Source organism: Streptomyces sp. CB02400 (assembly GCF_001905725.1).
Taxonomy (GTDB): domain Bacteria; phylum Actinomycetota; class Actinomycetes; order Streptomycetales; family Streptomycetaceae; genus Streptomyces; species Streptomyces atrovirens.
This window is the reverse complement of record NZ_LIWB01000001.1, coordinates 1115370-1137570: the sequence shown is the minus strand read 5'-3', so window position 1 is coordinate 1137570 and position 22201 is coordinate 1115370. Positions and strand designations below refer to the sequence as shown.

8 protein-coding genes and 1 pseudogene are annotated in these 22201 nt (G+C 70.3%); 3 read left to right on the top strand and 6 right to left on the bottom strand.

All coding sequences use genetic code 11. The features are described from left to right. The first annotated feature begins 205 nt into the window (after positions 1 to 205). Both AMK33_RS42375 and AMK33_RS43645 read left to right on the top strand, forming a co-directional pair. Positions 206 to 349, top strand: coding sequence for a hypothetical protein (locus AMK33_RS42375; RefSeq protein ID WP_158075111.1), 144 nt, complete (start codon positions 206 to 208; stop codon positions 347 to 349). Between the two features lie 173 nt (positions 350 to 522). Next, complete coding sequence (locus AMK33_RS43645; protein ID WP_107425008.1) at positions 523 to 651, top strand: DUF6408 family protein; 129 nt, start codon at positions 523 to 525, stop codon at positions 649 to 651. 54 nt (positions 652 to 705) lie between these two features. Here the strand turns inward: AMK33_RS43645 and AMK33_RS04810 are convergent, their stop codons facing one another. The 6 genes from AMK33_RS04810 to AMK33_RS04785 form a co-directional block, all read right to left on the bottom strand. After that, the gene (locus tag AMK33_RS04810; protein ID WP_073931536.1) at positions 706 to 2820 is read right to left on the bottom strand and encodes a DUF2075 domain-containing protein; all 2115 of its coding nucleotides are present in this window, start codon (positions 2818 to 2820) and stop codon (positions 706 to 708) included. A gap of 210 nt (positions 2821 to 3030) precedes the next feature. Continuing rightward, positions 3031 to 4917 (bottom strand): DUF2075 domain-containing protein, encoded by a 1887-nt coding sequence (locus AMK33_RS04805; protein ID WP_073931388.1) that lies wholly within the window; start codon positions 4915 to 4917, stop codon positions 3031 to 3033. Positions 4918 to 5124: 207 nt separating this feature from the next. Continuing rightward, a complete protein-coding gene (locus AMK33_RS04800; protein ID WP_107425006.1) occupies positions 5125 to 7020 on the bottom strand; it encodes a DUF4041 domain-containing protein in 1896 nt (631 codons plus the stop codon). A 108-nt stretch (positions 7021 to 7128) separates the two neighbouring features. Then, entirely contained in the window at positions 7129 to 13203 is a 6075-nt protein-coding gene (locus AMK33_RS04795; protein ID WP_073931387.1) for a hypothetical protein, read from the bottom strand. A 64-nt stretch (positions 13204 to 13267) separates the two neighbouring features. Further along, positions 13268 to 15505, bottom strand: coding sequence for a hypothetical protein (locus AMK33_RS04790; RefSeq protein WP_235617983.1), 2238 nt, complete (start codon positions 15503 to 15505; stop codon positions 13268 to 13270). A 5-nt stretch (positions 15506 to 15510) separates the two neighbouring features. Beyond that, positions 15511 to 21450: a DEAD/DEAH box helicase gene (locus AMK33_RS04785; RefSeq protein WP_079194732.1), complete on the bottom strand. Its 5940-nt coding sequence runs from the start codon at positions 21448 to 21450 to the stop codon at positions 15511 to 15513. A 365-nt stretch (positions 21451 to 21815) separates the two neighbouring features. On the opposite strand from AMK33_RS04785, the pseudogene AMK33_RS04780 reads away from it, so the two are divergent. Beyond that, positions 21816 to 22150, top strand: a pseudogene (locus AMK33_RS04780) (peptide ABC transporter ATP-binding protein); the annotation flags it as partial. Positions 22151 to 22201: the final 51 nt, after the last annotated feature.

The following is a 22201-nucleotide window of genomic DNA, read 5'->3' as shown; positions in this document are numbered from 1 at the left end:
GGCCACCGTTCCCCATGGTCGGGCCCTGCGTGCAGATCCTAATGGGTGGCTACGACATGAGAAGAGGCGGTGAAGGACAGGACTACGGGATAAAACACCCATTACGTTGCATAGTAGGCGAGTTCAGCCAAAGAGAGCGTCTGCTTCAGGTTCTTTTCGTCGTGAATCTGGATGTTCACCCGGTATTGGTGATTTTCCTTGGTGAGTGGACAGGCGTCCGGCGAGCGGTCTCGCCCGCGCCAGGCTGCTGGCGGACGAGCTCACGGACCGCCTCGGACGCGTCGAGCCCGACGGTCCGGGCCGAGTGCGTGTCCTCGGCCAGGGGACCGTACAACTGTGCGTGAAGTAGAGTGACTTGTGCTGCGCATCCTCCCGGAGGGGTACGAGTGCGGAGTTCATGTGCCCCTCGGCGGCATGTGAGCAGTGGTGGTGAATCGCCGTGCGCGTGCGTGCGGTGTGTGAGCGGATGCCCGGTGGGCCGTCCCCCCACCATTCCTGCTCACCACCAAGGAGTGGTCACCCATGGACCCTGTCGAGTACCAGCCTGCGCGTTACGCCCGGTTCCGCAAGATCCTGGCGGACGTCGCCGTCAACGTGGTCGCCAACCTGTTGGTGGCCGCCATGATGTCGGCAGCACACCTGCTCTTCTGAAGCAGGCCGGTGGCGGGCTCCCGGGGGCCCGCCACTCCACTTCGAGCCGAGGGCTCAGAACAACATCATCTCGTTCTTCCGCTTCGCCTTGTTCCGCGCCCGCCGTGCCCTTCGGCCCCGCGCTCCCCCGCCGTGCCGGGCGATCCTCAGCTCGGGCGGGATGGACTCCTGGGTAGGCCGGAGCCCGTGCACGTCGGTCTCCCCGACCAGTTCCCTGAGGTGGCGCCGAGTCTCCTCGTCCGTGGAGTAGAGCACGGTGGCCCGGCTCGCCCTGGTCAGCAGGACGTGGTAGGCGTGGCGGACGCAGCGGGCGAAATCGTCGTCGTCGAGGGTGCTCGTGCGCACCTTCGGGTCGAGCGATCCCGGTTTCGCCACCCGCATCACCCCGGCCTCCGGGTCCTTGCGCTGCCTTCCCCGCTGGAACACCCAGCGGTCGGTGCGCCAGACCATGTCGGCGCCCATGATCACCCCGCACCAGTCCCACTCGAGCCCCTGCGCGGTGTAGACACAGCCGATCTGTCCGATACCGGCGTCGTGCACGGGCCAGATCCTCGACGGTGGTTCGCCGTTGGCGCAGAAGGACTCGCTCGAAGCGTTCCACGGACGGTGCCAGTCACCGATGCGCACATCGTTCTCGAGGTTCTTGCCCTTGTCCGGCTTGCTCCAGGGCCAGCAGTATCCCGCCACCACCCGGGCGGTCGCGCCGGCGTCGAACTCGGTGCGGACGATGTGCTCCATCTCGTCGGGTGTGTCGACGACCTCGATGTGCATGAGTCCGTCCGGGACCCACTGGTGCGCCTCCTGCGGCGAGACACCGAGCAGTGCACGGACCCAGCGGATGTAGGCGTCACTGCCTCCGCACCGGTACTGCTCCACCAGACCGTAACGACGGAAGACGGCACCATGCCGTTGCGCGGCGTCCTCGATGAGCTCCGCCGTGCCCACCTCGTACGGGCGCACGGTCTGGGCTCCGTCGAGGAAGAACACGGTCAGGCGGGACGCCTCGATGAGTTCGTCCACCTGTGGCTTGGTGCCCTGCTTCTCCGCGGGCAGACGCCAGTTCTTGGACATGTCCCGCAGCCGGTGCGCCTCGTCGCAGATCAGCACGTCCAGCGGTGGCTCAGGCGGGTTGACGAAGCTGCTGAAGTACGCGAAGCGCTCCCGGAACTCGGTTTCGGTGTATCCGACGTTCTCCTTGACGGCGGCGTTGAAGGCCCGCGATCCGCTCGCGTACTTCACCGTTCGGCCGGCGGCTTCAAGATCGGCTCGCAGTTGGAGTCCGATGGCACTCTTCCCGGTGCCCGCTCCCCCGGTGACCAGGAAGACCGCACGCTGCGGACGGGGGACGAGCGCCTCCCGGTCCGGGGCGTCCAGGATCAGTTCCGAAGCCTCGAGCACCTCGTCGGCGACCTGCTTCTGCCGGCCTCTCAGGGTGAAGACCGTGTCCTCACCGTTCGACTTGACCATGGCGTCGAGCAGCGGTGTGTTCCGGAGGTTCATCCGGTGCAGGATGTACTCGGCCGCCGAGTAGTCGTCCTCGTCGGTGAAGTGGCGCTGCAGATCCTTGAGGAGCCTGGCCCGGGTGTCGCTCGTGTACATGCGGGCGTAAGGCCCCGTGGGTGCGTCGACACCGAGCAGCGGCCGGACGGACTCGTCCGTGGCGTTGTGCAAGTAGGCGAATCCGCCGCATTCGAACTGCAATCCGTTCAGCGGGCCGGTGGGACCGGTGAACAGTGCGTGGTACTCACCGAGCTGCAGGGCGGGGTGGGTGACGGGCTCCTCGATCCCCGGTACGTACACGAGATCGGCCGTCGCGGCCTCCACCCTCGTCACCGACGACCACTGTTTCAGCTCGACGAGCTGCACGGAGAGGGTCCCTTCCGTGGGATGCCTGCCCACGAGGACCACGTCGATCTGTCCGTGTGTGGTCGCCGACCCTTCGGACGCGTCCACGGTGGGCGAACACTCGACGATCATCTCGACGTTGCCGCGTTCGGCGGCGACCAAATCTTCCGCCAGCGAGACGAGACTGCGCGCCCACGCCGAGCGCTCGCCGCCGGAGGACTCGCCTCGTTGGAAGTGCACCCAGCGGGCCGCGAGGTGAGGCACCAGACGGCGCCGTGCGTTCAGAGCGAGCAGGTCCCGTGCCGCTAATCGCAGCAGGAGCATGGACACGAGGAGGATCCCCCAGAGCACGAGTGACTCGTGCGGGTGGGGGCGTGTCCACGCAGGAAGCCCGTCGGGCCGCAACCGGTATCGGGGATCTTAGGCACGCACCGGCTCGGCCCGGTAATCACGAGCGGAAATCGGCCCGTTCAGGCGAACCGTGTGGCTTGATCATGGCCAGTTGGGAGGACCCGGCCGTATGGGTGGGAACGGTCAGGCCAGAGCCGGCTCCCGCGTCGAACCCCCCGCGAGTTGTCGCAACTTCGCCCGTGTCTCGGCATCCGTCGAATAGACGACCGTGCCGACCATGCCTCTCGTCAGCAGCACCTTGTATGTGTTGCGGATCAGCCGGTCCACGTCGGCGTCCGGGGTGGACTTCTTGAACACCGGGTCCTGGGAGGCCGTTCGGTCCGTGACCCAGCGGTCGCCGCGCCACAGCAGGTCGGGGCCGATGATGACTCCGGACCAGTCGTACTCGAAGCCCTGAGCGGTGTAGACGCAGCCGACCTGTCCGAAACCGGCCGGATCGGTGGCCCACAGGGCCGCCGGGGGCGCGCCCGAGACCGAGCGTTCGCCCCGCAGGTTCCACGGGCGGGCCCAGTCGCCGATGACGACGTCCAGCGGGAGCGGGTGGCCCGGCTTGGGCTCAGGGGACCAGCGCCAGCAGTAGCCGGCGGACATGCGGGCGCCGTAACCCTGCGCCCGGCGGGACTCGAGGAAGGCTTCCATCTCCTGCGGGCCATCGGCGACCAGCAGTTGCATGCGGTCGTCGGGGTCCCAGACGACCGGACCGCCGGGTTCGAGGCCAAGAAGTCGGACGACCCAGCGCAGGTAGGCGTCGCTGCCGCCGCAGCGGAACTGACTCTCCAGCGGGACGACGTGGCAGGGGATGTCCCGTTTGGCCGCTGCCGCCTCGATGTCGGCCACGGTGCCCATCTCGCCCGGCCGCACCACCTGATGCTCGTCGAGGAGGAAGACGGGCACATGGGCGACATCGATGAGTTCGTCGATCTGAGCCTTGCCGGTCCGGTGCTCGGCACGCGTATAGCGGTTGGCCGATGTCTCCCGGATGCGGTGGGCCTCGTCGCAGATCAGCACGTCCAGGCTGTTCGCCTCGGTGGTCATGAAGCTGTTGAAGTACTTGAACAGGTCCTGCACCTCACGCTTACGGGAGCCGGCGACCTTCCTCATCGTCTTGGTGAACGACTGGGAGCCGGTGGCGTGCAGGGCCGGCATCCCGCGCCGGTACAGCTCACCGAGCAGTTGGAGGGCGATCACGCTCTTGCCGGTGCCGGGGCCGCCGGTGACGACGACGACTTCCTTGCGGTCGGCGCGCTTGGCCTTCTCCACCGCGTTGAGCACCATTCGGTAGGCGACCTGCTGCTCGTCGAGCAGCACGAACTGCTGGCGTTCGCGCACCTCCTCGGCGGCCACGGACATGAGCTGCTTCGACGGCACAGTGACGCCCGAGAGCAGTTCGTCCGCCGCCCGGACACCGGAATGCCTGTCGCTCAGCTTCGAACGGAGGTGGTCGAGGAATTCGCCACGGCGTTGCCCCGTGAACAGCAGTCCGCGGCCGTCGCGCTCGATCTCCCGCAGGCCGACGACGTCGAACTCCGTGGCGTTGTGCAGGAACGCCACCCCACTGACCCGGTGCCCGTGCTCGGCCACCGCTCCGTTGAAGTTCACCAGGTAGTCGCAGTAGCGGCGCACCTGCTCGATGGGATTGAGGACGGGGTGGGTGTAGCGCTCGACGTGGCACAGGGTGGGATCGTCCTCGTGGGGCAGGACCTCGCTCCACTGCTTCAGCTCCACCACGACGTACGACGGCTCCCCGGTGGAGGGATGCACGCCTGCGAGGACGACGTCGGCACGCTTGCTGTTCAGCGGGAGGGCGTACTCGAGCATCATCTCCACATCGCCCAGACCGGCGTCGTTGAGCGCGGCGGCCAGGACGGGAATGCTGCGCTCCCAGGAGCGCGCCTCCGAGGTGCCGGGCCGGTAGCCGTGCATGTGGACGAACTGGTCGGTGAGGTGCAGGAACAGCGAACCGTCGAGCGCCATGACGGCGACCGTTTTCGCGGACGCGCGGAACAGCAAGGACTTCCCCCAGGCAGCACGAAGTTACTCGTGCGGGTGGGGGCGTGTCCTTCGAGACTCCACCGGGGTGGAGCGGAAGCCCGTCGGGCCGCGTTGACGATGTGCTCGAGATTACCTGGTGTCACTGGCAGACGCCTTTGGTGGCCACTGGGGCGGCCGGGGAACCTCGTATCCGGTGTCCCCGGCCGCTACCCGGTCGTGTCCTCGTCAGCCGTGCGACCGTGCCGCGGCGATGCTCGCGCGCCACTCCGGTGCGTCCGGTTCCTCGTGGAACTCCAGGAGGTGCTGGCCGGCGTGACGCGCGAGCGCGTCACGGACCTGCGTCGGGGTGGCGTGGAAGAACTCGCGGCGCGCGTTGACCCGGTTGACCCTTCGCGCCTCGAAGTCCTGGTGCAGGGCGCGCTCCAGGCCGACGGCGTCATCGCTGTAGATCAGGGCGTGGACGTCGAAGCGGAAGGGTACGGACGCGTCGCCGAGTTCGTTGACCCGGTCCATGGGGTCCAGGCGCCGGGTGAGTCCGATCTTGACCATCGACTCGCCGAAGGCCCCGATGTTGGAGATGACGTACACGTACCCGGCACGGCGGTTGGCCTCGCGCCGGTCGATGGCTTCCTCCTCCGCGTCGATCTCGCCGAGCTTCCGTTCCAGTTCCGCGATCTGGGCGGCGTCCGCCTGGCCCGCCGAACGAGCCCGGTTCAGCGCCAGGACCAGGCGGTTGCGCTCCTTGTCGAGCCGGGCGCGCTCGCGTGCGATCTCCCGCTCCAGGCGTTCCTCCTCGCGCTGACGCGCCCGCTCCTCCCGGCGTTGCTCCTTCTCCTCCTCGACCTTGGCCAGGTGGTCGGCGGTGAGCTCCAGCTCGCGTACGCGGAGTCGGTGGTACTCGTCGGTGACCCGGATCTGCATGGTCTTGCCGAGCCGGGCGATGGTCTCCCGCGACTTGTCCAGCCTGTCGATGAGGGAGGTGAGACGGTGCGGCTTCATGCCCCGCACCGCCGCGTCCGCCTCGGCGTTGTAGGCGCGCAGCATCAGCTTGGAGAAGTCCCGCACCATGCGGCGGCCCTCGGCGGCGGATCCGTTGACCGTCCACTCGGTGACTCCGACGACGGCTCGGCCGTTCTTGGTGAGGAGCTTGTACTGATCCTTGGTGCGGTCGAGTTGTGCCTTGTAGGCGACGGCATCGGCGAGCGGGTGGCGGTACTCGTAGATGCCCGCCTCCTGCATCAGTGCCAGGTCGTCGGTGACGACCAGGCCGGTCCTGGCCGCGGTCAGCTGGCGCTCGGCCTCCTGTGCTTGCGTCTCCATCTCGTGCAACCGCTGCCGGGTGCCGTGGAGTTCTCGCTCCGCGCGTTCGGCGGCGGCCTCCACCTTCGCGTCGAGTACGGCGTCGATCCGCTGCAGCTCGGCCAGGTGCTCGGCGTGCGTGCGGCGGATCCGTTCGGTCTCCTGGACCAGTCGGGCCGCGTCGGCACCGGTGACGGCGGTCAGCTCGGCCAGCAGCCGCTGGTTCTCCGCCCGCAGGGCGTCGGCGTCGGCGGCCCTGGCATTCAATTCCTCGCCGAGTCGGGCGGCTTCCGCCTCCGCTTCTCTGCGGCGCCGGCCGAAGATCCCTCCGCCTCCGGTCGACTGCGAAGGCACGGGGGCAGGAGCGGTGGCGGGCTGAACCGGCTGAGCGGGTACGACCGGTGCCGGCACGGGCGTACCGGACTGTCCCGCGTACCACTGGCGCCACTGCTGGATGCGGTCGGCGAGGTTCTGGCCGTCCCGCTTGTCCATGTTCTTGAACTCGGCCGCCCATCCGGCGACGAACAAGGTGAGCACGCCTTGGCTCAGACCGCCCGCCCAGCGCACGTCGGTAACCTCGCCGAGGACGTGCGACACCAGCCGCTGCCCCGTCCAGCCTTGTGCCCGGAACAGTACGCGGCGGTCGGTGAGGGCGAGAACGCCCAGGACGCCGTCGTGATGAGCCACGGCGAGGGCCTGAACCGTCTCATCGGGTGTCAGCACCTCCGGGAGGCTCTTCACGGTGCCCCTGACCGGGAACCAGATGCCCTTGATCGCGGTGGCTGCCGCCTCCACATCGGGCCGGGAAGACTGCACGGACACGGGAATGTCACTTTCTCTCGGTCGTTGTCGTCAGCACCGGGTCGGGCCGGTGCGAGCGGACCGGTCCGTGGGGCCGGGCCGTGGCCCGGCCCCACGGACCGGGGTGGGTCACTCCTTCGCGTCCAGCACGCCCAGCGCCGCATGAAGGACCGGCTCGACGCGCACCTGGTTACCGTCGCGGTCCAGGATCTGGAGGGTTTCCAGGCAGGTCAGCGCCCACCGTGCGTCGTCGACGGCGAGGCCCGCGAGTTCGGCCGCGGTCACGCAGTCGGCGTCGGAGTTCCATCCGGTGCCGAGCTGCTCGACGATGGCGGTGTAGCCCGCCCGGACCGTCTCGTCCTCCAGCAGGCCCACGGCGTCGGCGAACTCCTCCGCACTGTCCGCCCGTCCGAGCCACTGCTCCAGCTCGTGCAGGGCGCGATCCTGGTCCTTGCGCTGTTCGCGCAGCTCCAGGACGCGGTCCAGCAGGAACGGCCAGCCGCCGGTAGCCGCGGCCAGTCGGGCCAGCCGCTCCTCGGACTCGTAGGCGCCGTGGTCCTGCGTCCAGTCCCGCAGGGCGCGCCGGTCGTAGCGGCGCAGGACCACCACGGTGTCGTTCCCGTCGGCTCGGCTGGCCTCGCCGTCGTGCAACAGCTCGCGCCAGAAGGCGAGTTGCGCGGCGCTCGAGACCAGGACCACCGACCGGGTGGCCTCGGCTGCGGTGGGCAGGACGGTCCTGGCCAGTTCCAGGGACTCCCGGCAGGGCTTGTCGCCGCGCTCCGTCAGGTCTCTGACGACCAGCTGCCGTGTGCCGGACCGGCCCTCCGCGAGTGCCTTGCGGTAGGCGTTGGCGCCGCCGATCGGCGGCAGGATCCAGCCCGTCACGCGTCCGGTGGCGTCCCGCAGGGTGCGTTCGACGTCGCCGATACCCGTGGCGCGGGTGCCGAGCACGACGCGGACCTGGTTGCCGCCCTCGCCGAGCAGGTAGTCGATCTGGTTGATCGTCAGCGGGGCGGAGCGGCGGTCGCCGTCGAGCCCGGGGCGGCTCTCCAGGACGACGGTCTCCTCCAGCCGCGACTCCTGCTCGGCGCTCCAGAGGCGTGCCTCGATCTCCTGGGCGGTGCCGATCATGCGGAGCGCGTTCGGGCCGCGCAGGTGCCAGCCCTGCCCGTCGTGGTTGGGTGCCAGGACGCCGAGTCCCACCATCTCCTGGAGGTAGGCGCGGAAGCCCTCGCTGTCCAGCTTGTCGAAGCCCTGCGGCCACCAGCCGGCGCACTCGTCGCGCAGTTCGCGGTCGCTGAGCCTGGTCTCCAGGCCGTTGTCGCGGGCATGCTGGGCGAGGACGTTGGCGATGACGTTGTAACGGTCGTCGAGGGCCAGGGTGTCCTTGAACGCCGCGGTGATGTCCGAGCGCAGTGAGGCGTCCTGCTCGACCTCGTCCACATCGGCCGCCTCGATGGTGTACGGGGGCGGCAGGAGTGGCTGGCGGGCCCGCTTGTCCTGCATGACCTGCACCATGCGACTGCCGAAGATCTGCAGCAGGAAGGGCTGGTACGAGCAGAAGCCGAGCACCCGGTTGACCAGGTCGACGTCGGCGAACTCGAAGCCGAGGGCCCGCATCGGGTGGACGATCAGGTCGGCGGCGAACTGCGGGGTGAGCGGTCCGACGACGGTCGGCGTCTGCGCGAGATGGCTGAACGGGCTGTTCCTGGCGAGGCGGGTGAACCGCTGCACGGAGTGCAGGCCGGCGAAGACCACCTTGGCCCGGCCCCGGGAGTCCTCGCCCAGGCCGCGCAGGCGACGGGTCTCCGTGCAGTCGGGCACGTCCGCCTCGAAGAAGCTGTCGCACTCGTCGAGGAGGATGAGCAGCCGCCGGTCGGCGTCCTGCGCCAGCCACTTGGCGATGCCGTCGGTGACCCGCTGCCAGGGTTCCCTCTGCGGCCCCCTGCGACGGGGTTCCTCCAGGACGCCCGCCCTGGTCAGTTCCTGGTCCAGGGTGGTCCAGATCGCCGCCGCGCCGAGGGCGATGCCCTTGCCGATGCCGATCTTGTCGAGGTTGAGGTAGAGCTTGCGGTGGGATCCGGGCCGCTGTTCCACGAACCGGTCGCCCGCGTCGGCGAGCAGCGCGGACTTGCCGAGGCCGCGGCCGCCGTAGATGATCTGCGTCCCGGCCGGGTCGAGGATGTTCTTGCGTTCCCGGTCGCGACCGTAGAACATCTCGCGGCCGATCTGCCCCCGCTTCTCCTTGATGTACGGGTTCACGCCGGAGAACGGCAGCAGTGTCTCGGTGGCTGCGTCCACCCGCCGGTTGCCGTGCGCGGTGAGGTAGGCCAGGGCCGCGTCGTCGACGACGAGGATGGGCTTGCTGCCCTGGGAGGCGGCGGCGAGTTCGGTGCGCGTCCTGCTGTCGAGGGTGCCGAAGTGCACGACGAGCAGGCTGCTCTCGTCGGGGTCCTGGGAGATGCGGCTGATCAGCAGCTTCGCCGGCGGGCATCCCCAGATCAGCAGGGCGCGCAGCTTGTTGCCGCGGTCCTTGATCTGCGATCCGAAGGCCGGGGCCCAGGCGCGGCCGGTGACCTCCGTCTCCCCGAGTTCGAAGAACCGGTAGTCCTTGCCGTACCGCAGCTCGCGCAGCGGCAGGGCCTTCCTGGCCTCGAAGCCGAGCAGGGAGAGGGCCGGGGTCAGGTCGATGCGCGGGTTGATGTTGGCCCGGTCGCGGGTCGCGGCGAGCTTCGCCCACCGTTCGAGGGCGTCGGCGGCTCGTTCCGCCTCGCCCTCGGACAGGGACGAGTAGTCAAGCACGGCCGGCCTGCGCAGGCGTTCGCGGGACCGGACGGCCTGGATCAGTTCGGGGGTGATGCCTCCGGGCAGCGCGTCGGGCACGGCGGGGAAGAACATCTCCAGGTGCGAGTCCTCGGCTCTGATCTCCGGGACCGGCTCGCCCAGTTCGAGGAAGTAGACCAGTTCCGCGGCCGTGGCCAGGGTGTCGTTGTCCAGGTTGCGCCGGACGCGTTCGCGGTCGTCCTCGCTGATGTCGGTGAGGGCGTCGAGCCTGGCCCGGAGCCGGTCGGCCGCCTCCTTGCGGTAGTGCGGCAGCAGTTCGGCGACCCGGTCGAGGTTGCGCCGGATCAACGACAGCTCGCGGGGCTCACCGCTCTCGGTGCGCCCGGTGGCATCGGCGAGCAGTTCCTGGAGGTTGACGTCCTGCTCGTCGGTGAGGGCACCGTCCGCCTGGGCGCGTCGCAGGTCCGCGCCGAGCGAGCGGGCCTGTTCGGCGAGTACGCCGTGCCGCTGCTGCTCCGCCTGAGTGAGCCGGGCGAGGCGGTCGTCGGAGAACTCCAGGTCACCGGCCGCGGGCAGGACCCCCGCCTCCGCGAGACGCAGGATGGCCCGAGCGGCGGCGAACCCGTCCCGGTCGGTCTGGAAACCGATCGCGTCGTCCCAGGTCCGGTCCACCGCCGCGAGCAGGCCGGAGACCGTGGGAGCCGTACCCGGCCAGTCCGGCAGCTTGTACAGCTCGGCGTCGAGCAGCTCGGTGACCTCGGTCTCGGTCGCCTTGACCGCCGGGGAGATCCCGTTCTCCAGCTCGCCGAAGATCGCTTCGAGCATCTCGCCCGCGGCCCGCGCGGCGGCCCTGGCCACCGGACGGCTCCGGCCGCCGGCGGACGCCAGCTCGGCCAGCGCTCCCTTGCGCAGCCCGAGCAGGGACAGCCGCAGACCGGCGACCGAGTCCGCGGCCCACGCCGACTCCTCCGACCTCGCGATCCCCAGCTCGCGCTGGACGCTGTGCCACTCCCACACCGCGGCGCGCACCCGCTCGACGAAGTGCCGCACGTTGTTGCGGCCGGACCCGTGGATGACCTGTCCGCCGCTGCCGCGCAGCTCGCCGTCCATCCGGTCGATCTCGTCCTCGATGTGCGCCGGCCGGTCCAGCTTCTTCAGCAGGGCGTCCGCCCGCTCCTCCGCGTCCCCGGCGCCGTTGACCACGGCCGTCAGAACACCACCCAGCAGCCCGTGGGGTGCCAGCCACTGCTTCACCATCTGGGAGGCACGCTGGAAGCGCATCCGCGGCGGCACGAGCAGGTTCCGGCATGCCTCCACCAAGTCCTGCAGGCGGCTCTCGGTCTGCGAGGCGTCCGCGACGACGGTGTGCAGTGGAGCCAGCAACAGCGCACTGTTCAGGGTGCGTTCCGCCACATCCGTGGCCACTTGGTGCAGCGAGCCCGGCAGATGCTGTGACAACGCCCGCAGTTGGGCGCCGACGACCGGGGCGCCGGTCACCAGGGCGGCTCGTACGAGGACCGGCAGCAGAAGCAGCTCCAGTCCCCCGGCCGCGGCGTCTTCCTGGGCGTCCCACTCACGCAGTGCGTCCTCGACGAAACGTGCGGCGCGGTCGGAGCGAGGGTTCAGCAGGACCGACGCGGCGGACAGACGCAGCACGGCGGCCTCCGCCTCCGGCCGGCCGGCCGTGTGCGAGAGCTGTGCGGCGAGCCCGAACCGCTGCTCGACGATGAGACGGGCGAGGGTCGGCTCCACGTCGTCCGACTGCCGGTCACCGGGAGCCGCCGGGATTTCCGCGGGCACGGACGCGGTGCCGGTCGGGGTGTGGTCGACAGCGGCCGCGGCCGTCCCACCGGTGACGGGTCCGGAAGACGGGGCGAGGCCGGCCACCGGTGATTCCGAGTGTTCGGCGGGCGGTTCGGGCGCCTCCGGTGGCTCGGGCGTGCCGGACACGGACGGTTCGGGTTCGGCGGGCGGTTCGGAAGCCATGGGCACGCCGGTCGGCGCGTCCGGTGGTTCAGGCGCCGTCACGGTGGCGGGCGGCTGCCCGTCCGTGGCGGGTGCCCCGCTCTTCTGCGTGGGCACCGTGACCTCGGTGTCCCGGTCCGTCGCCACGGTGATCTGCTCGTACAGCACGGCCGCCACGGCATACGGCGGGTGAGCCGCCGAAAGCTGCCGCTGCGTCTCGGTGACCGCCGCCCCCGCGTCGGTCCGTTCCCTCAGCTCGACGAGACGTACCAGCAGGCCGAGGTAGTGCGCGCAGGTGTCGTCCTGTTCGTCCCAGGTGTGTTTGGCGAGCAGTTCCCCGGCACGCCGGCGTGCGTCCGCGATCACCTCGCTCACCTCGGTCACCGCGCTGTCCTGCCGGCATCCCAGGGTCAGCACGGTCGCCAGGACGCGGCGGGTCCGCTCGTTCCGCTCGTTTCTCTCGGCGGTCTCCCGGGAGGTGTCGATCGCCGTCATCAGGTCCGCGAGGCGGTCGGTGACGTCGGTGGCACCGGCCGCCGAGAGCGCGTCCCGGACTCGGGCGAAGGCCGGTGCGACGGCGGTGAGCACCGCCAGATCGGAGGCGTCCGGGGGACATCCGTCCAGCAGAGCCGTCCTGACGCGTTCCACGGCGTCCCGTGCCTCGTCGACGGTGTGCCGTAGCGCCTCACCTGCCAAGGCGGGGTCCTCCAGGACCGTCCGCTCGCTCCCCGGCATCTGTTTCCCCTTCTGTACGGGCTGTACGGGCTCCATGGGGGCCTCCGCCGGTGCCTCGCCGCGGGTCTGCCCAGGAACCGGAACAGCCGTCGGGTCACCGCCCTCCTCACCCCTCACGTCCTCCTCCGGGACGGGCGGACGGCCGAATTCGGGCGTCGCCTCGATCACCCGCTGCGCCGCCTCGGCCACCGCCTTCCGGGCGGCTTCGTCCGCCTCGGCGCCGCACCAGTCGTGGTCGGAGACCCATATCAGCAGGCGGGCGTCGAACGCCGACGCCTGAAGGTGGGAGAACAGAGCGAGGCGCACGAGACGTGTTCCCCAGCGCTCCACCGGACCGGTGCCCTGCCGTGAGGTCGTCTGCCCCATGGCAGCGCCGACGACGTCGTTGATGATCCGCACGGTCAGGTGGGACACGGCGTGCCTGCGGTCCGGAGCCTGCTCCAGCCGCTGCGCCCGCTTGAGCACCTGCTCGCTGAGCGCGCGGCCGAAGCGACGCGGTTCGACCTTGCGGAAGCCGAGGCCCCGCATGATGGCCTGGCGGTCCAGGGGCCCCAGGGAGTTGAGCGCGCGTTCCGTCTCCTCGACGGTGAGCGCGGCGAGGGACGACTCGAGGACCGCGCCCAGTCCGTCGAGTGCGGCGGCCAGGTCCTCGAGCAGGTCGAGGGGTGTGCCCGGCGGGGAGAGCGGAGGTTCCGCGACCACCGGATGGCTGAAGGTCATACAGTGTCGGCTTTCTCGTGGAGATGTGAGGGGAGGGCTGTGGGGGTGGTGGCCGGGAGACCGGTCAGCGGCGGCGGGAGTGCGCGGTGACGAAGGTGTAGCCGCGGGGCAGTTCCCAGCCGTCCGCCTTTCCGATGCGGCGGCAGTACTCGCGGTAGGCAGCGCGTTGCACGTCGGTCGGCCGGCAGTCTGCGGGCAGCCGCCGCAGGAAGCCGTGGACGAAGTGTTCGGCCCCTGTGCCCCGTGCGGGTCCGTGGCCGCCCGTACCGGGCCGTGGCAGCACCACGGGGTTCGGCGCGTAACCGATCAGCGGGATGGCGGCCTCCCCCTCGCGTGCGGGGTAGTGGGGTTCGCCATCCGCCCCTCGGCTTCCAGTGGCCGCGTACAGGTGGTGCTCGCCGAGCAGTTCGTCCACCGCTTGTTCCAGCGCGGTGGCCTGGTGTGCGGCAGGGTCCGTGGCGTAGATGCCCCTCGGCAGCGCGGCGCGGTCGAGCAGGGCGTGCCCGTCGGGTGTGAGCCGGCCGAATCGGCGTACGGCGCGCAGGACGAGGCGCCGCGTGTCGAGGCCGTCGGACGAGTCACCGTCCCGGCCGCTTCCGGGTGCGCCGTCTCGGGTCAGCACCTGGGGGTCGTAGCGGTGGGTGATGAGCTGTCCGTCCACGTCGACCGGGTCCTCGAGTTCGGCCGTGGAGAGCCGGAAGACGGTGCCGCCCCGAGGCCACTGGACGTAGATCCGAAGCCCCGGGAAGAAGTCGACGGGCCACTGGATGCCGCGCAGCATGCCGGTCTCACCGGTGAGGTCCAGTGTGACCTCCTGTACCTCTTCGGACGCGTCGAGCATGCCGCCGGGATGGCCGAGTTCCAGCCGTACGGGGAGGGTGTCGGTGCCCGGACGGCGAAGTCGGTCGCGGACCATCCCGTTCAGCGGCAGGCGGTCCTCCATGAGGTGGGCGAGGCGCAGGGGTGCCTGCCAGCACAGTTCGCTGTCGGTGATGCGGAGGTAGTTCCGGATGCCGATCGTCTCGTCGGCGAGGGCGTCGTCGGCGAGCGGGGCTTCCGGGACCTCCTCCGTGTCAGTGGTACGACGTTCGGAGAATTCGCCGGCCGGCACCTCGTCCGCGCCGGGGTGGTGGGACCTCCAGACGCCACCGCTCTCGAAGCGGTCGTCCAGCGTGATGCGTACTCCGCTGCCCGTGCGGAGACCGTTGTCCGTGTCCCTGCGGACGAAGTCCGCGACGGCGAGGTTGGCCCGGCACACCGAGACCGCGTATTCCACACCGGTCAGCAGTGGCCCGGCACCGTCCAGGTCACGCAGCCACGGGCCGATCGCCGTGTGGACCGTACGCGGGCCCCGCATGCCGTGGCGGCGGCGGGTGACCGGGGCGGCGACGCGTTCCAGCGAGCCGGTGAGGGCATACAGGTCCGCCTCCCCCAGCGGTCCGTCGTGGCACAGTCCCGACCCGATGCGTGTGCGGGCCAGCGCGTAGTGGCCCCAGCTACGCAGGGCGTCGCTGGTGCGCAACGCCTCCTCGACCGCGTCGAGGAGGCCGGTGAGCGCTTCCCTCAGCCACTCCTCCCGCGCACCGCCTGCCAGTTGGACGACGGACACCGGAACGAGAGGGCTCAGCAGGGACTCCCGCTGGCAGGTGAGCAGGTGGTGCACGAATGCCGCGGAGTCGTCGAGTGCCGCCTCGTGGGCGGAGGCGTAACGGGCGTCCACGACCACGTGGCCGTCCTTGTTGAGCCACTTCTGGCGGGCACGGAACCGCTTGAGTTTGGCCTCGGGCAACTGGAGTGCCGAGCCGAAGGCCGTGAGGTCCGGAACGAGGAGCTCCCGGCGTACGGGGCTCGACATGTCATGTCGCTCGCCCGGCCCCTCGACGTCGGCCGGCGCACCGGACGCCCAGGCAGGGATGTCAACCCCGTCCGACGCGGCCGGAGGGCGCCCCTCCTTGTAGACGATCTCGGCGTACAACGGATCGGAGCCCGTCTCGATGCGGACAAGCGCGCCCACGGGCAGGGCGGGTGTCTCGCCCCCCAGGGTCAGGCTGGGAAAGGCGTCGATGTCGAAGGCGCCGTTGCCGTATCCCTCGCCTCCGGGCTCGTATCCGAAGTAGGCGGCGTTGAAGGCGACCGCGGTGTGCACCGGGCCGCCCCTGCGGTCGTGGACGACGGCTTCGAGATATCTGCGGAGCCTGTCCATCTCCTCGGGCGGCGTGGCCCGGTGCCCGCCTGTCATCGCGGGGGTGAGCACGGGTTCGTGCTCGTACGGTCGCCAGATGTCCGCTCCGGCGGTGCTCATCGTCGTCACGCGCCACTCCTGTTCCGTTCCGGTCCGCTTCCCGCGGGCCGCGCCGTGCGGACCGCGCGCCAGAGGCCCCGCTCGTCCTCGGTGACGGCCCCTCCGGCGGCGAGCCGGGTCAGGCTCTCGCCGACGGCGGAGTAGGCCAGGTCGGCGCGGCCTCCGAAGTGGCGGCTGTCGCGCAAGGCCGCCGGCAGGGCGATCATCCTGCGGTCTCTGGGGTGGTACGAGGACTCGTCGCCGCGCAGTGCGTGCCAGAGCCTGCGCGGGTGCATGCCCTGCGGCTGGAGTTGCAGCAGCCGGTGGACCTGGAGGTCGACCCGCCGGTCACGCAGCGAGGTATCGGCCCGGCCACCGTCCCGGGGCCGGGGACTGTGGAAGGCCTCGGCGACGGCGGGCCGCCGCTCGTCGGCCGTCCCGCGGCCGGTGTCCCAGCAGGCGGAACAACGGCAGCGCGCCGTGCCGCAGCAGCCCTCGGGAAGGTCCGCGACGCCGAAGTAGTCGGCGAACAGGCGCTGGGAGCACACCGTGTGGGCGTCGAAGAATTCTCTCAGCCTCGCCAGTTCCTCCGCGGTCCGCCGACCGCGTCGGCCGAGCAGCCCCAGGTAGCCGTCCGGCAGAGTGCGCCGGCGCACGGTGAGGCCCGTGACCAGTCGGCGGCTGGGTGCGGCCGAGACGTCGAGGAGGCCCCGGTCGTGCAGGTCCGCGAGCAGCTCCCACGTAGCCGCCGGCCCGTCGGCGTACGCGGGGTAGTCGGCGCAGCGGTCGCCGAGTTCCCGGTGGAGGAGGCGGACGTCGACCCGTGCGGGGGTGTCCCAGGACAGGGCGGTGTCGATGACGGTCCGCTCGATCCGTATGAGCTCGGTCTCCTCCTCCCCGGCGGGGTGGTCGGCCCGCTGTGCGCTGTACGGCGCAGGTCGCAGGTCACCGGGCTTGACCGCACAGTACGGGGGGTGGTCGCCGTGGTCCTCGACGGCGCCGAGGTCGGCGAGGGCGCTGAAGGCCCGCATGATGCCGCTCCGGTAGCGCTCCTGGGTGTGCCGGTCCTCGAGTTCGGACTCGCTCAGGATGCCGGTAGCGGCGTCCTCGGCCATGAGGATGCCGGCCAGGAGCACCGGGTCGAGCGTGCCCTTGTGCTGGGTCAGGACGAGGCCGCCCATGCGCCGCAGCAGGGAGGGTGGCAGTTCCTGGCCGGTCATGAAGTGGACCATGCGCAGTCCACGGCTCGTGGCCAGGGCGAGGCCACTGTTGACGGGGCCGTCCGCGGCCGTGCCCCGGCCCGCGCTGTCGCGTCCGGCCCGTCCGATCTGCTGGTACAGCGCCGCCAGGTCGGTGGGCGGCGACACGCACATCACGGTGCGTACGTCGGGCCGGTTGACTCCGAGCCCGAACGCGGAGGTGGCGACCACGACGACGGGAGCGAAGGTGTCGTCGTCCTGGTGCGGTGCCTCGCGGAACTCGGTCATGACGGCCGACTTCTCCGCCTCGGTGAGCCGGCCGTGGAAACGCAGCACGCGGACGCCGACGTCCCCGAGGTACTCACGCAGGTGGGTGTAGAGCGTGTTGACCTCCTTGACGGTGAGGCAGTAGAGGATGGCGTGGCCGTCCAGCGCGTCGACCACGCGTTCCACCAGCCCGGCCACACCGCTCTGTCCCAACCGGTCGAGGGAGCGCCGGAAGACGGCCAGTTCGGGCCGGATCGGGTTCTCGCGCACCGTCACGAGCCCACCGACGGCACCCGGCCGTTCCGCTTCGGCGCGCGCCTCGGCCGAACCGGGTTCCGGGACCGCCGCGGGCAGGGCGAACAGCCCCTCGCGCAGGGCTTCGTGGACGGCGCGGTTGGCGGTGGCGGTCACCGCGGTGACCGCCACGCCGTGGTCGCGGCGGAGTTCGTCCAGGAACCGGCCCACCCGGCGCATACTCGGCCGGAAGTCCTCCCACTGGGCCAGGGTGTGTGCCTCGTCGACGGCGACGCGGGTGACCCTGCCCGCCTGCGCCGCCTTGCGTACGGTCTCGCGGAAGCGACGCTGGCACAGGCGTTCCGGGCTGACGTACACCAGTCGGATGCCGTGCTCGGCGCGACCGAGCAACTGATCCGCCACTTCGGTCTTGCCCGCTCTGCTGCTGGACTCGCGCAGTGGGGAGATCAGGGCACGGACCGCTCCGCCGATGGAACGGTTGAGTTCGAGTGCCTGGTCGTGCATGAGGGCGACGAGCGGGCTGACCACGAGGGTGACGCCGGGCAGAACCAGCGCGGGCAACTGGAATGTGAAGCTCTTCCCGAAGCCGGTGGGCAGCAGTCCGAGGACGTTGCGGCCCTCGGCCGCGGCGGTGATGACGGCCTGTTGGGCGGGCTTGAGGTCCACCGGTTCGTCGGAGAGGCGCAGCAGGCCGCCGATACGGGCGCAGCGCTCGAGTACCTCTTCGGCGAGTGCGCCCTGGTCCCGCAGCTTTCCGGCTTCCTCAGAAGTGAGGGCCAGGTCTCTGATGCGTCGGGTGTGGGGCAGCAGGGTGTGCCGTTCGAGGGCTTCGTCGGTGCACAGTTGGTCGGCACGAGCCGGGTCGAGAGCTCCGTGGTCCGCCATGAACCGCCAGATACGGCGCCATCCACCGGCCATGGTGGTGACGTTGCCGCCGCCGGTCTCGCCCGTGTCCGGGTCGGGCCGCTCCAGCCCGTCATCGAGGCTGCCGAGGAAGGCGCGCCGGTAGGAGCGGCGCAGACTGCTCTGGCCGCCGAGTTTGCGGTCGCTGATGACGACGACGCCGCGGTGCCGGTCGGACCGTATGAGCCGGCCGACCGCCTGACGGAGCTGGAGCGCCGCAAGCGGCAGGTAGTAGTGCTCGGTGGCGACACCGTCCGGATCGGGATGGCCTGCCTGCGCCGCCCGTGCGGCGACGGCCGCACGCCTGGCCTCGATGACCGGGGCGGCGAACGGCGCGAAGGGCAGCTTGTTGATCCAGACCAGGCGCAGTCGTCCGGCGCCGGAGATGTCGACGCCCTGCCACAGTCCCTTGGTTCCGACGAGGAACCCACCGCCGTCCTGAGGATCGGTGAAGGTCTGGTAGGCGCGGGCGTTGCCGAGTGGGACGGCTTCGACGACCGGGGCCTCCAAGGCGCGGGAGCGCAGCTCCGTCACGAGATGGCAACCGATGCCCGCGGCGGTCGAACGGGCGGTGGTGAGGATCAGGCCACCGCCGTCGAACCCTTGGCCGTCGGGGCGCCGGTGGGTCATCTCATCGGCGAATCCGGCCACTTGGTGTGCGACGGTGCGCAGCGCTCCTTCTTCCTGTTCGGCCCAGGACGGGAAGTCGGAGAAGCACACCACTTCGGCCTGGTTCCGCAGATCGAACGGTGAGGGCAGGGCCAGGGCCGGAAGGTCCTTCGGCAACCCGAGCCGGTTCCGTACGAAATCCCACTCCCCGGCGACGCGGAGAGTGGCGGAGACATAGTGGACTCGGTCGAACGACTCCAGACAGCGCTGCCATTCCGGGTCGGCGGGCAGGTCGACGGGGCTGGTGGCGATCCGGAACCGGTAGGACCGGAGTTCCGCCTTCGGTTCGGCCAGCTCCTCCAGGTGGACGACGCGCGAGGGGAGCGCGTCGTCCAGTGTGACGGCGGGGTCGAGAAAGGCACCGATGTCGGCCGTGATGCGGTCGAAGGCCGTGGTGAGGGCGTCGGTACGCTGCGCGAGCGCGGTGAGGCGTTCCTGGACGAGCACGTCGATCCGGCCCGTGTGCTGTGCGACGTACCGTTCCAACGTTGTGCGGCAGGACGAGAGCGCCTTGGCGACACGCTCCAGCAGCCGGGACAGCCGGCGGGTGTCCCGGCTTCCGGCGGTGCCCGAGTACGGACTGGCGAGCGTGGTCGCCCGGCTGCCGACGCGTACACCCACTCCCTTGGCGTGGGCGTCGAAGGCCTGGGCCGCAAGGCGGGGCAGTCGTTCGTCGTCGAGGAGCCGGTCCAGCTCGCCGATCGCCGCGGCGGCCCGGTCATGCTCGATGCCTGGGAGCGCTTCGGCGAGCCATGCCTGATGCTCCACCAGGGCTTCTTCCAGATCCTGGTACTCGACGGCGGTCGTCAGAGCCGACGTGGCGGCGTTCTCCAGTTCGTGCGCCTCATCGAGCACGAGGAGCACATCCGGGCCGACGGCGCGCAGATCGTCCAGGTGGGAGAGGACCAGCGCGTGGTTGGTGAGGATGAGACGGTGCCCTCCGATGGCCTCCCGGACCGTGTCCGTGTGGACCGTCAGGGGATGACCCGCGCCGAGGACGTAGTCTCCGTCCCGCTGGGACAGCGATTCCAGCCAGGAGGGCAGGCCGGGGCCCATGTACTCGGTGAAGAAGGCGGGCAGGTCGACCGTGTCCACGGACCGTGCCGTCCATGACTGCGGTGGTTCCTTCGCGGCGATCAGCCGCAGGGCGAGGAAGACGACCAGCTCCCGGAAACGGGTCTGCCCGGCGAGCCTGGCTCGGGCGGGGGCCCGTGGGGTGTCCGGGCGGGTGGCGTCGGCGAGTGCTTTGGTGAGCGCTGCCAGGGAGAGCCGGTTGGACTGGCCCTTGACCAGGTCGGCGACCCCGAGGACACCGGGCAGGGCATGCTCCAGATCGCGGAGGTCCCGTGCCATCTGACTCTGCAACTGCTTGGTGTACGTGGCGATGACCGCCGTACGGTTCTCGCCGCCGGCCAGCCAGTCGAACGCGGCGGCGAGCACGGCGTAGCTCTTACCGGTGCCCGTGGGTGCTTCCAGCAGGCCGCTGACACCCCGGTCGGTCCACTCGTGCAGCGTCTTCGTCATCCGCTGCTGGGCAGGTCGCGGCTCCACGTGAGAGCCGTGCACCACGCGTGCGAGAGCAGTCGGGTCGACCCGGCCGTCGTCGTCCCGGAGCACGTCCGGGACGACGACCGCGGCACGCCCCGGAGGCCGGGTGTCAGGAGTACGGCGAGGCGGGTGCTGTGCGAACCCGGTGCCCAACAGTCGGGCCACGTGGCTCTGTTCCCGGACGAGGGGCTCTCGTGCGTCGGCCGACCGTCCCTCGGTGAGTTCCCACAGCAGCCGCCAGGCGTCGGAGTCCGGGCAGACGTCGGCGACGAGATCGCGCCATCCAGGCGTTCGCCTCCCGAGCTCGGCGGCGGCCAGCTCCAGCAGACGGACGAGCAGGACCGCGTCGCCGTGCGCGGTGTGGGCGCGCAACCCACTCATGGACGCGCCCGGTTCGGGTACCAGGTCGTGGAGTCGATGTGACGGAGCTGCCGGCCACAGAGCATGGGCGAGGTACAGCGCGTCGACCGTCCGTACGCCGGCAAGCGGGTCCCGGACTCCCGACCGCTTCGCCGCCTCGCTGATGACAGGGAAGTCGAGCGCTGTGCCGTTGTAGGCGACCACGACGTCGGCGTCCTCGAGGAAGGCACACAGTTCCGTCCACACCTGTCCAGCGGGAACCCCTTGCTCCACTACGGAATCCCGCACCGCGGCGTCACGCAATTCGTCGCTGTCCCCGGGGAACCTGAGGTACCGCTGCCAGTGGCTTCCGGCCTTCACCCACTCCGCGTCCGCGCCGAACCGGACTGCTGCCGCCTGGTAGACGTGGCGCTCCACATACGGTGCGGTCGCCGTGGTGCGTACGACGCTCTCCAAGTCGAGCGCGACCGCGCGAAGCGCACTCCCCTCGGATCGCTCCCCGTTCTCGGACATCCCTTCGGGCAGTGACCGATGAGGAGCGTGCGTCTCCAGTGGAGCGGCATGACGGAGACGGCCCTCGGAGAGGATCAGCAGGCCTCCACCCAACGCCTCCGTGATCAACTTGGCCAGTCGCTGCTTCGGCATCCCCTTGAATCGCCGGGTCGCCCGCAGAGCCAGGTCCTGCTCGGTGAGCCCTGCCGGGAAGTCACGGGCCAGATCTGCGACCTGCCGTGCCGCAGCGGAAACGGCATGTATGTCGGCCATGAATTCCTCCCCCGGCTTCTCATGACACAGCTCCCGACGAGAACTGTTGGCGCGTCACTTCGGCAGAGTCCCCCCTCCGGAAACCCCCGTGTGCAATCGAGACCCCGACTCGGCAACGGGCAAGGCTCAACGCCGCCGAGCACCCGGCACCGCTCGTGACCCTCTCACCATAGACTACTTTGGAAAACATTGGAATAGAAAGGAAAAAATTGGCCTTCCGCCGCCACGCAGGCACGACGCGAGCGGACATCCCGCTCAAGCCTTCACGACTCACGCTAGTTTATTGCGTTGATGTCGTCAACACATCAAATCTATGGCCAGAACATCAGTTCGTGTACGGTATTCGTGAGCGTATGCCGGGTGTGCAGGCGGGCGAGTCCCCGGACCGGCTCAGCGGCGGGCGGCAGCAGGTGGCGATCGCGCGTGCCCTCGCCGTACGGCCCGGTTGCTGCTCGACGAGATCACCGCGGCCCTCGGTCGGAGCCGGTCGGCGAGGTGCTGGACGTCGTGCGCGACCTCAAGGGCGACGGCATGACCATGGTGCCGGCCACGCACGAGATGGGCTTCGCCCGCGAGGTCGCCGGCCAGGCCTGTTTCCTGAACGGAGGGTGTGGTGTTGAAGCGCGGCACCGCCGAGCAGGTCTTCGGCGACCTGCGGCAGGACCGCACACGGCGGATCGTGGAGGCGGGCCGCCTGTGAGAAACCTCGGCGGCCCGTACGAGAAGACCGCCGCCTCCCGCGAGGCAGCGG